The organism is Serratia sp. 506_PEND, from assembly GCF_001076875.1.
Lineage (GTDB): Bacteria > Pseudomonadota > Gammaproteobacteria > Enterobacterales > Enterobacteriaceae > Serratia > Serratia marcescens.
The window spans coordinates 1-11,741 of record NZ_JVEL01000533.1; the positions used below are offsets into that span (position 1 = coordinate 1).

At 60.2% G+C, this 11,741-nt stretch carries 8 protein-coding genes and 1 pseudogene; 8 read left to right on the top strand and 1 reads right to left on the bottom strand.

Annotation, left to right across the window (positions count from 1 at the left end):
• The 6 genes and pseudogenes from ADK28_RS22680 to ADK28_RS22705 form a co-directional block, all read left to right on the top strand.
• Positions 1-279, top strand: a pseudogene (locus ADK28_RS22680) (XRE family transcriptional regulator); the annotation flags it as partial.
• Positions 280-1,176, top strand: coding sequence for a queuosine precursor transporter (locus tag ADK28_RS22685; RefSeq protein ID WP_004937338.1), 897 nt, complete (start codon positions 280-282; stop codon positions 1,174-1,176).
• Complete coding sequence (queF, locus tag ADK28_RS22690) at positions 1,154-1,993, top strand: NADPH-dependent 7-cyano-7-deazaguanine reductase QueF (protein ID WP_028127598.1); 840 nt, start codon at positions 1,154-1,156, stop codon at positions 1,991-1,993. The genes ADK28_RS22685 and queF overlap by 23 nt, the downstream gene beginning before the upstream one ends.
• A 123-nt stretch (positions 1,994-2,116) precedes the next feature.
• Positions 2,117-4,264 carry a phosphocholine-specific phospholipase C gene (locus ADK28_RS22695; protein WP_048796749.1) on the top strand — a complete coding sequence of 716 codons (2,148 nt, stop codon included), beginning with the start codon at positions 2,117-2,119 and terminating at the stop codon, positions 4,262-4,264.
• Between the two features lie 85 nt (positions 4,265-4,349).
• Positions 4,350-5,537 carry an ABC transporter substrate-binding protein gene (locus tag ADK28_RS22700; protein WP_048796750.1) on the top strand — a complete coding sequence of 396 codons (1,188 nt, stop codon included), beginning with the start codon at positions 4,350-4,352 and terminating at the stop codon, positions 5,535-5,537.
• A gap of 109 nt (positions 5,538-5,646) precedes the next feature.
• Entirely contained in the window at positions 5,647-7,770 is a 2,124-nt protein-coding gene (locus tag ADK28_RS22705; RefSeq protein ID WP_033639383.1) for a TonB-dependent receptor family protein, read from the top strand.
• Between the two features lie 27 nt (positions 7,771-7,797).
• Here ADK28_RS22705 and ADK28_RS22710 read toward each other — a convergent pair whose 3' ends face one another.
• Entirely contained in the window at positions 7,798-8,694 is an 897-nt protein-coding gene (locus ADK28_RS22710) for a LysR family transcriptional regulator (protein WP_015379061.1), read from the bottom strand.
• Between the two features lie 272 nt (positions 8,695-8,966).
• Here ADK28_RS22710 and ADK28_RS22715 point away from each other — a divergent pair, with 272 nt between their 5' ends.
• Both ADK28_RS22715 and ADK28_RS22720 read left to right on the top strand, forming a co-directional pair.
• Positions 8,967-10,283, top strand: a complete 1,317-nt coding sequence (locus ADK28_RS22715) for a M20 family metallo-hydrolase (protein WP_048796751.1) — start codon at positions 8,967-8,969, stop codon at positions 10,281-10,283.
• On the top strand, positions 10,280-11,731 hold the full coding sequence (locus ADK28_RS22720; RefSeq protein WP_048796752.1) for a M20 family metallopeptidase: 1,452 nt from the start codon (positions 10,280-10,282) through the stop codon (positions 11,729-11,731). The genes ADK28_RS22715 and ADK28_RS22720 overlap by 4 nt, the downstream gene beginning before the upstream one ends.
• The last annotated feature ends 10 nt before the right edge of the window (positions 11,732-11,741 follow it).

Sequence of the window (11,741 nt, forward strand, 5' to 3'; positions counted from 1 at the left end):
ATCGGGCAACTGGTCACTGAGTTCCCTTTGACTTATTTCTTCGGCGATGAGTCGAACATGTTGGCAATGAAAATAGAGACCGAAATTAAAGGGTCATTTATTCCCGGCGAGGTCATCATCATCAAACGCCCGCCGGTACTGATTTGCGATTCGCCTTTGCTGTATCACTCGGGAAAAAGCGGCTTCTTTGTGGTTGACGACAAAGACAGCGAAAGCATGGACAAACGCCCTCAGGACACCGTGCAATTCCTGGGTTACATCGTTGGAGAAAGGTTATAAATGGAACCGAATCAGAAGTTCAAGCTGTTGGGCTTCACCCGGCATGGCACCATCGCGGCCAATGTCATGGTATTGGCCACCGGCAAAACCATTACCATGGGGCTGAATGAGCTGGCCGACAGCGAAATATCAGAAGATCTGAGCCGGCACGAGCTGCAGGCGCTGTACCGCAAACTCTATGGCGATAACCAACAAAAAACCGCCTACGAGCTCAGCGATCGCCACGAACGCTCCTGGTACGCCTATCTGATTATTACCGTGGCGCTCAGCGTGATTTATATTTTCTCAACGCTGTGCGGCGTCAAGCCGATCCAAATCCCGGTGCTGAATCTCATCACGCCGCCGGCGATCTTCATTTACCCGCTCACGTTCATTCTGGTGGACATCCTTAACGAATTCTATGGGTTGCGGTTGGCTCGGCGCACCATCATCATCTCGTTTATCGCCAACCTGACCTTCGTTCTGGGAGTCTGGGTGACAACGCTGGTGCCTAGCATTCCGCAGTGGGAGTACAGCGAGACCTACAACGGCATCGTGCACAGCATCATGGCGGTGCTGGTGGCCTCGTCGGCGGCCTATCTGATTTCCGAGAACGTCAATTCCTATCTGCTTTGCAAAATCAAAGAGTTGACCAACTCCCGTTACCTGTTTGTGCGCGTGATCACCAGTACCGTAGTGGCGTCGGCCATCGACAGCGTGGTGTTCTGTACGCTGGCGTTTTACAACGTGCTGAGCTGGGACATCATCAAGACCATGATCCTGTCGCAGTTCCTGATCAAGGTGGTTTACGCCCTGCTGGGCGTCGGGCCGATCTACGCCACCCGCAGTCTGTTTAACCGCTACATCAATACCGAACAAGCAAAGGGCAATGAATATGCATATCCAAAAGCAAGATAAGATCACCCATCTTGGCGCGAACTCCGATTATCCGGATCAATATGCTCCCGCATTGCTCGAAGCCTTGCCGCGCGCGCGCGGCCGCGATTTGATCGGCGTGGACGAGCGGCAACTGCCGTTCAGCGGCTTTGATCTCTGGACCGCCTTCGAGCTGTCCTGGCTCAACGCCAAGGGCAAGCCGGTGGTGGGCATCGGCGAATTTACCTTCCCGCATTCCTCGTCGAACCTGATCGAATCCAAGTCGTTCAAGCTGTATCTCAACAGTTTCAACCAAACGCGCTTCGACAGCGTGGAACAGGTGAGCGCCGCCATGCAAAAAGATCTGTCGCAGGCGGCCAACGGCCAGGTCACCGTTAAACTCTATCCGGGGCTGGAAGGTTACCCGGCGCAAATCGATCGCCTGCCGGGCATCAACATCGACGATCTGGATATCGCGATCGACGACTTCGCCTTCAAGCCGGAATACCTGAGCGGCGCGGCCGATCAAGGGGAACGCGTGGCGGAGACGCTGTCTTCCAATCTGCTGAAATCCAACTGCCTGGTCACTAACCAGCCGGACTGGGGCAGCGTGGTTATCCGCTATGAAGGCCGCCAAATCGATCGCGAAAGCCTGCTGCGCTACCTGATCTCCTTCCGCCAGCACAACGAATTCCACGAGCAGTGCGTCGAGCGCATTTTCAACGACATCAAGCAGAGCTGCCGCCCGGAAAAACTCAGCGTGTTCGCGCGTTACACCCGCCGCGGCGGCCTGGACATCAACCCCTTCCGCAGCGATTTCGAGACGGCGCCGGCGCTCGGCCGCCTGATCAGGCAGTAAGCGTTACCCCCCAATGCTCCCGCCAGGGAGCATTGTTTCCCTCGCTTTCATCTCCCTGTTATTTTTCGCCATTATCGTCGTCAGCGGCTATCTTCAAAGCACACTGACGGAGATTAACGACGCATGCCTGACCTTTCACGCAGAGATATCCTGCGGGCTGCCGCCATCGGATCGGCATTCTCGCTGTTGCCCGCCTCGATTCGCAAAGCGCTGGCCATTCCCGCCAACAACCGCACCGGCACCCTGCGCGACGTCGAACACGTGGTGATCCTGATGCAGGAAAACCGCTCTTTCGATCACTACTTCGGCACCCTGCCGGGCGTGCGCGGCTTCAGCGATCGCTTTACCATCCCACTGCCCGGCGATCGCCTCGTCTGGCAGCAACAGGGCGCCGAACGGCTGGTGCTGCCCTACCATCTGGACAGCAAACGCGGCAACGCCCAGCGCGTCACCGGCACGCCGCACTCGTGGGTGGATGAGCAAGCCGCCTGGGATCACGGCCGCATGAGCGCCTGGCCCACCTACAAAACGCCGGCCTCGATGAGCTACTACCGTCAGCAAGAGCTGCCGTTCCAGTTCGCGCTGGCCAACGCTTTCACCCTGTGCGATGCCTATCACTGCTCCATCCACGCCGGCACCAACACCAACCGGCTGTTCCACTGGACCGGCACCAACGGCCCGTCCGCCGCCGACGTGGCGGTAGTGGTCAACGAATGGGACAGTCCCGGCCCGGCGGACATCGGCTACCAGTGGACAACCTATCCGGAACGGCTGGAGGCGAGCGGCGTCAGCTGGAAGGTGTATCAATTCCTGCCGGACAACTTTACCGACAACCCGCTGGCGGGTTTTCGCCAATACCGCGCCGCCAGCATTCAAGTGGGCAACCCGGCGCGGCCGTCGAAAGACTTCAACGCTTTCGTGCCTTATAGCGATGCGCTCAACGAGGCCGCACCGCTCTACAAAGGCAACGGCAACACCCTGCCGGCCGCCGACGGCAACGACCTGGACGCCATGCTGGCCGGATTCCGCGCCGACGTGCAGCAGGGCAAACTGCCGCAGGTCAGTTGGATCATCGCGCCGGCGGCCTATTCGGAACATCCCGATCCCTCCAGCCCGGTGCAGGGCGGCTGGTTCACCCAAGAGATCCTCAACGCGCTGACCGACAACCCGGAGGTGTGGAGTAAAACCGTCCTGCTGGTCAACTACGACGAAAACGACGGCTTTTTTGACCATATGCCTTCGCCTTCCGCGCCGTCGCTGCGCGAAGACGGCAGCTTCGCCGGTAAATCGACCGTACCGTTCGACACCGAGATCTTCCAGCACGTGGCGCCGCCCGGCTCGCAGGATCAACCGCCGCCGGACGGCCGCATCTACGGCCCCGGCCCGCGGGTGCCGATGCTGGTGCTGTCGCCCTGGAGCCGCGGCGGCTGGGTCAATTCACAGGTTTTCGATCACACCTCGGTGCTGCAATTTTTGGAAAAGCGCTTTCAGGTGCATGAACCCAACATCAGCGCCTGGCGCCGCGCGGTGTGCGGCGATCTCACTTCGGCGTTCAACTTTGTCGATCCTAACGGCGAAGCATTGCCGAGCCTGCCCGCCACCAGCCGCCACGCCGCCGACGGCCTGCGCCAGCGTCAGGAACAGCTGCCGCAGGTGCCGCTGCCGCCGCCCGCCCACCAGCGTTTACCCCACCAACGCCGCCTGGCGCGCCCTTCCCGCGCTCTGCCCTACCAGCTGCACGTCGAGGCCAGCGTCGCGACCGAGCAGCGCCGCGTGACGCTGAACCTGTTCAATACCGGCGAGCAGGGAGCGGTGTTTCACGTCTACGATCGGCGAGACCTGACGCAAATCCCGCGCCGCTATACCGTCGAGGCCGGCAAGGCGGTCAGCGACGACTGGCGGGCGGAAAATGGGTACCATCTGTGGCTGCTCGGCCCCAACGGCTTTCATCGTGAACTGCGCGGCGCCCTGAGCCGGCCGCAGCCTGAGGTGCGTTTGCGCCCAACGGGCCGCAACCTGCTGCTGCAGTTGAATAACCCGGGCACCGAAGCGATAGCGATCACCCTCGAACGCTGCCCTTACACGCAGCAAGGCCCGTGGCCTATCACGCTGCCTGCGGGCGGCAGCCACCAGCAAGCGTTTGACGCACGCGCCAGCGGCGGTTGGTACGATATTACGCTGCAAAGCGCCGGGGGCTGGCTGCGTCGCCTGGCGGGGCGGCTGGAAGATGGCGAACACAGCGTCAGCGACCCGCTGATGGGCCATGAGTAACTATCGGCACTGTGGGAGTTCAAAAATCGAAAGGATATCGCTTATCATTGCGTTCTCGTTCTTCACCGATTACCCAAGGATCTTCATGCCCGCTGTTCTTATCGCCAAAGCCGGCCGCTGGTTGGCCGCCTGCGTTTTACTGTTGGCCGGCGCCGCTCAAGCCGCGCCGATCGTCGTCACCGATGTCGCCGGCCGCCAGGTCACCCTGCCGCAACCGGCAAAACGCGTTATCCTGGCCGATGCCCGCGCGTTGCTGGCGCTGAATATTCTGCATCCGCAGGAGCCGCTGAAAAACATCATCGCCTGGGACAACTCGCTGAAGGTCAAAGCGCCGGATCTGGTTGAAGCCTACGCGAAAAAATTCCCGCAGGTCATGCAGATCCCCACCTTCGACAACCCCTACACCAGTGATTTCAGCGTGGAAAGCGCGGTGGTGCGTCAACCGGATCTGATCATTTTCGACATTGGCCTGCTGAGCAAATTGAAAGACAGCGGCGTGCTGACCCAGCTGGAAAAAGTCGGCATCCCGGTGCTGATCATCGATTTTCGCCAACAGCCGCTGACCAACACCATCGCCAGCATGGCGCTGTTGGGTAAAGTATTTGACGAGCAGCCCAATGCCGACGCCTTCATCCGTCTCTATCAGCAGCGCCTCGAGCTGGTGCGGCAGCGGGTCGCCACGCTGAAACCAGAACAGCGCCCCAGCGTCTTCATCGAGCGCAGCGCCGGCATCAAAGGCGAACAGTGCTGCAACACCTTCGGCAAAGGCAGTTTCGGGCAGTTCATCGATACCGCCGGCGGCAACAATATCGGCAGCACGCTGTTTTCAGACATGGGCGGTGAAGTGAACGTCGAACAGGTGATCAGCAGCAGCCCGGATTTCTATCTGCTGACCGGCGCCGACTGGAGCCGCGGCCATCGCGGCACGCTGGCGGTGCCGCTGGGTTACGCCACCGATATGGCCACCAGCCAAAAGAAACTGGCGCACCTGCTGGATCGCACCGGCATTAACGTGCTGAAAGCGGTGAAAGAAAAACGCGTGATGGCGATTTATCATCAATTTTACGACACGCCGCTCAACTTTATCGCGGTTGAGGCGATCGCCAAATTCCTGCACCCGGCGCTGTTTAAAGATATTGATCCGCAAGCGGATATCGAAATGGTGCACCAGAAATTCACCGCGCTGGATTACAGCGGCGTCTTCTGGCTTACGCCACAATANCCCCCGCCAGGGCCCGCCAGCCGGGCCCTGTTTCCCGCAGTCATTATTTAGTTGCCTACTTAACTATCCCGTAACAATTTTATTTACTTGCCAATAATTATCATTAAGATTGTCTTTTCTAAAAAAATACATCCGGGTCTGAAACTCTTAAGGCATTATTATGTCACCTCTTTTTCGGCTTTCTCTGCTGACGGCTTCCATCGCCGTCGCATTCCCTGTCCTTGCTACTGATAACTCATCTCAGAACGATACCGACACCGTGACCGTCGTCGGCAACTGGCTGGACAACCCTGATACCAGTTCGGTGCTGCTCAACCATCCGGGCGCGCGTTCCATCGTCACCCAGCAGCAAATGCACGAACAGGGCGACCAAACCATCGCCGATAGCCTGCGCGGCGTACCCGGCGTGCAAGTGCGCGACAGCAACGGCACCGGCGGCAGCGACATCTCGCTCAACGTCGGCGTGCGCGGCCTGACTTCGCGCCTTTCTCCACGCTCCACCATTCTGATGGACGGCGTCCCGCTGGCGGTCGCGCCTTACGGCCAGCCGCAGCTGTCGATGGCTCCGCTGTCTATCGGTAATCTGCAATCGGTGGACGTTGTGCGCGGCGGCGGCGCGGTGCGCTACGGGCCGCAGAACGTCGGCGGCGTGATCAACTTCGTTACCCGAGACATTCCCAAAACGTTTGGCGGCACCGCCAGCGTACAAACCCAGGGCGCCAGCCACGGCGGCCTGAAGACCCTGACCAGCGCCTCCGTGGGCGGCACCGCAGACAACGGCCTCGGCGCCGAACTGCTCTATTCCGGCCTGCACGGCCAGGGCTACCGCGACAACAACGACAACACCGACATCGACGATTTCATGCTGAAAACGCGTTATGCGTTTACCGATCGCGACGAACTGTTGGCCAATTTCCACTACTACGACGCCAAAGCCGGCATGCCGGGCGGGCTGAGCAGCGCGCAATACGCGCAGAACCCGTTCCAGTCCACGCGGCCGTGGGACCAGTTCGAAGGCCGCCGCAAGGATATGTCGTTCAAGTACAAACACCAGGAAGACGACAAACAGTTCGAAGTGTTGACCTACTTCACCGACAGCTACCGCGGCAGCAACATCGAATCGGAAGGCACCGGCAAAAACGCGGGCCAGCGGCGCATGGTCTCCTATCCGCGCCACTATTCAACCTGGGCGATCGAACCAAGTTACTCGCAGGTCTTCCGTTTCTGGGATATGGCGCACGAGATCACCCTCGGTTACCGCTACCTGAATGAAACCATGGATGAAAAGGCGTCTCGTTCGGCCTGGTATAACCCGGCGAATATCGGCTCGACGCCGGAGACCCCGGACTATTACCAGCACACCTCTGGCGGCACCGCAGCCAACGCGTTCTATATCGACGACACCATTAACGTCGGCAACTGGACGGTCACGCCGGGCCTGCGTTATGAAAGCATTCGCACCCACGTGGACGATTCGTTCAACAATATCAGCCGCGAGAAAAGCTACAGCGAGCCGCTGCCGTCATTGAACGTGATGTACCACCTGTCCGACGCCTGGAAACTGTTCGCCAACGCCAACACCTCGTTCGGCAGCATGCAGTATTTCCAACTGACCAAAGGCGGCAACGGCAACCAGCCGGCGCCGGGGCTGACGGCGGAAAAAGCGCGCACCTATGAGTTCGGCACCCGCTACGACGACACCGTGGTTAAGGCCGAGGCCACGCTGTTCTATATCGACTTCGATAACCAGCTGCAGTACATCAGCAACGACGTGGGCTGGACCAACATGGGCGCCACCAAGCACAAAGGCATCGAGCTGGCGCTCAGCTACGATCTCAGTGAGCTGAATCGGGCGCTCGACGGCGCCAGCGTCTACACCAGCTATACCTACACCAAGGCCAGCACCGACAAGGGCGACTTCGCCGGTAAAGATCTGCCGTTCTACTCGCGCCAGGTCTATACCGTCGGTACGCGTTACGCCACCGGCAGCTGGGTATGGAATCTGGACGGTTATGCGCAGTCGAAACAGCATTCGCCGGGCACCGGGCCGGAGTACATCACGCAGGAAAGCGCCGATGGCCAGTTCGGCAACATCGCCGGTTACATGGTGTGGAATATGCGCGGGGAATATAACTTCGGGCCGCAGCTGTCGAACCTGACGCTGGGCGCCGGGGTGAAAAACCTGTTCGATCAGCGCTACTTCACCCGCTCCAACGACAATAACTTCGGCAAGTACGTCGGCGAACCGCGCACCTTCTTCGTGCAGGGGTCGATCGCTTTCTGATACCCAGGCCCCGATGGGGCTTCGGTATCACCGACAATAAAGACGAAACAGGCGCGCCAGGTGCGCGCCCATCGGCGTCAAGGTGGTGTCCTTGCGTTGGATAAGATAAAACGTCGCTTTCGGCAGACGCTCTTCCAGCTCAAGCGGCACCAAATGCTTGCCCAGAATCGGATCCGAAATCACGTCCACCGACAGAATGCTGACAAAATCGCTCTGCGCCACCAGGCTGGTACAGGCCATAAAGGTCTCACAGGTCACGCTGATCGACGGCGCCATGCCCAAGTCCCCGAACAGATCGTGCAATAGCCGGTAATAACTGCCTTTCGGCGTCGGCATGGTCCAGTCGCAGTGCTGCAGCTGTTTCAGCGAGGTCGCCCCCTCCATCGGATGCCCTTTGCGCACCACCACCCGATACTCTTTTTCCATCAGCCGTTCATACTGCAGCTCGTTGTCGAGGCTGCTGGGGTAATAGGTATTGACGGTAAAATCCAGCTCGCCCTGGCGCAGTTCTGGGATCATCGACACCAGTTGCCCCTCGACGATGCGCACCTTCACGTTCGGATACTCACGGTGAAACTGGGTGACCACCTGCGGCATCACGGTGCGCGCAATGCTGCCGCCAACGCCGATATTCACCGTGCCGCCCGCCAACCCCAGCCGCTGCTGAATGTCTTCCTGCGCCACCCGCAGCTCTTCGAGGATCAGGCTGGCATGCTGGAAAAAGTTATCGCCGCAGTCGGTCAATACCACCCCCTGACTGCGGCGAATAAACAGCTTGGCGCCCAGCACCTCTTCCAGCTCCTGAATGGCTTTGGTCAGTGCAGGCTGGGAAAGGCGAGAGGTGCGGCTGGCGGCGCGGATGCTGCCCTGGCGGCTAACGTCCACAAATGCACGCAATTGGTGCAATTTTATCGAGGCTGGCATAGGCGAAAGGCGATAACCGTTATTTATCAATAGCAAGATATTGGCATCTTATTTAGCCAGATTCCATTGTGTACATTCGGAAAAAACATAATAAATAACCAAATTCTTATTTCGCTTAATTAAGCGCATTTTCTGCGCCAATAAGCGCCATTCACGGCAGTTAGTAACCAAACGCACCTTTTTCTTTGCAATAGCTTCACCGTCTGATTTCAGTTCAGAGCATAACTGCTGCCTGGAGCGATCCAGCGCGCGATAACTTATGAGATATCACTATGACTAATTCGCTTTCGATGTTGGTGGCCGATCTGTACCCGCAATTGCAGGCCTGGCGCCGCGACTTCCACCGCTATGCCGAATCCGGCTGGTTTGAGTTCCGCACCGCCACCCTGGTGGCGGAAGAACTCGATCGGCTGGGTTATCGTTTGCAGCTGGGCCGCGAGGTCATCAAGGCAGAGGCGCGCATGGGACTGCCCTCGTCCGATGAGCTGGAGGCGCAGGAACTGCGCGCCCGCAATCAGGGCGCGTTGGAAAAATGGTTGCCGCACTTTTCCGGCGGCTTCGCCGGCATCGTCGCAACGCTCGATACCGGCCGCCCCGGCCCGATTATCGCCTACCGCGTGGATATGGACGCCCTCGATCTCAACGAATTGCTGGAACCCGAGCACCTGCCGTTCCGTGAAGGGTTCGCCTCTTGCAACAGCGGCATGATGCATGCATGCGGTCATGACGGCCATACCACCATCGGCCTGGGGCTGGCGCACGTGTTCAAAAGCCTGGAGTCCCAGCTTAGCGGCACCGTCAAACTGATCTTCCAGCCGGCGGAAGAAGGCACGCGCGGCGCAAAATCGATGGTGGAGGCCGGCGTGGTGGACGACGTCGATTTCTTCACCGCGGTGCATATCGGCACCGGCGTGCCGGCCGGCGAGCTGGTGTGCGGCAGCGACAGCTTTATGGCCACCAGCAAGCTGGACGTTACCTTTCGCGGCGTCGCCTCCCACGCCGGCGCCAAGCCGGAAGACGGTCGCAACGCGCTGCTGGCAGCGGCGCAGGCTGCGCTGGGGCTTTACGCCATCCCGCGCCACAGCGAAGGCAGCTCGCGCATCAATGTCGGCGTGCTGCAGGCCGGCACCGGCCGTAACGTGATCGCCGATCGGGCGTTTATGAAGGTGGAGACGCGCGGCGCCACCAATGAGATCAACGCGTTCGTCTATCAACAGGCGCTGAACGCCATCGAAGGCGCAGCCAAAATGCACGGCGTCGCCTGCGACATCGCGCTGATGGGCGCGGCGCAGAGCAGCAAACCGACCCAACCGTGGGTGGATTACATCCGTCGCCAGGCACAGCAGATAACCGAGCTGACCTCGGTGGTCGATCGCCGCGAACAGGCTGCGGGTTCGGAAGACGCCACCTACATGATGGAACGGGTGAAATCCCGCGGCGGCCAGGCCTCATATGTCATTTTCGGTACCGAGCTGAGCGCCGGACACCATAACGAGAAATTCGACTTCAACGAACAGGTGATGGCGGTGGCGGTGAAAACGCTGGCGTCGCTGGCACTGAACCTGCCGACATTCGGGAGCGGAGCATGAGCAACTCAGAACTGCAGGCTTTTATCGACGACTACATTGACCAACGCCAGTCCCGCTTCAGCACGCTGAGCGACGCGATTTGGGACCATCCGGAAACGCGCTTTAACGAGACCTATTCCGCCACGTTGCTGGCCGATGCGCTGGAACAGGAAGGCTTCTCGGTCGAGCGCGGCGTGGGCGACATCGAGACGGCGTTTATCGCCAGCTACGGCAGCGGTCACCCGGTTATCGCGCTGCTGGGCGAGTACGACGCGCTGGCCGGGCTGAGCCAGCGGTCCGGTTGCGCCACGCCGCAGCCGCTGGTGGAAAACGGCAACGGCCATGGCTGCGGCCACAATCTGCTGGGCACCGCGGCGCTGGCGGGCGCCTTCGCCGCCAAGGCGTGGATGCAGCAGAACCGGCTGACCGGCACCCTGCGCTTCTACGGCTGCCCGGGTGAAGAGGGCGGCTCCGGCAAAACCTTTATGGTGCGCGAAGGCCTGTTCGACGACGTCGACGCCGCCCTCACCTGGCACCCGGAAGGCTTCAGCGGCATGTTCAACACCAGTACGCTGGCCAACATTCAGGCGGCGTTTCACTTCAAGGGCGTCGCCGCCCATGCCGCCAACTCGCCGCACCTGGGGCGCAGCGCGCTGGACGCGGTGACGCTGATGAATACCGGCGCCAACTTCCTGCGCGAACATATCGTGCAAGAAGCGCGGCTGCACTATGCGCTCACCCACACCGGCGGCAGCTCCCCCAACGTGGTGCAGGCCGACGCCGAGGTGTTGTACCTGATCCGCGCACCGCAGCTCGACCAGGCGCAGGACATTTACCAACGGGTGATTAACATCGCCAAGGGCGCAGCGCTGATGACTGACACCCAGATGGAAGTGCGCTTCGACAAGGCCTGCTCCAACTATGTGCCAAACCGCAGTCTTGAACGCGCGATGTATCAAAACCTGTGTGATTTCGGTCTGCCCGAGTACAGCGACGCCGAACGCCGCTTCGCCGAGGAAATCCGCCAGACGCTGAGCCGCGACGATCTGCGCAACGCCAAACTCAACATTGCCCGCACCGGCGGTGCAGCCGGGCGCGAGTGGGTGCAACTGCTGGGAGATAAGGTGCTGATGGACGAGGTCGCTCCTTATGTGGAATCCGACGATCTGCTGTACGGCTCTACCGACGTTGGCGACGTGAGCTGGGTGGCGCCGACCGCCCAATGCTTTAGCCCCTGTTTCGCACTCGGCACTCCGCTGCACACCTGGCAACTGGTGGCGCAGGGCCGCACCGCTATCGCCCATAAGGGCATGTGCCTGGCCGGCAAGGTGATGGCGGCGACCGCCGTCGATCTGCTGAGCGACAGCGCCCTGCTGGCGCGCTGCCGCAGCGAGTTTGAGCGCCGGCGCGCCGAACAGCCGTACCGCTGCCCCATCCCGCAGGGGGTGAAGCCATCTCCATTGAAATAGCATGAACAGA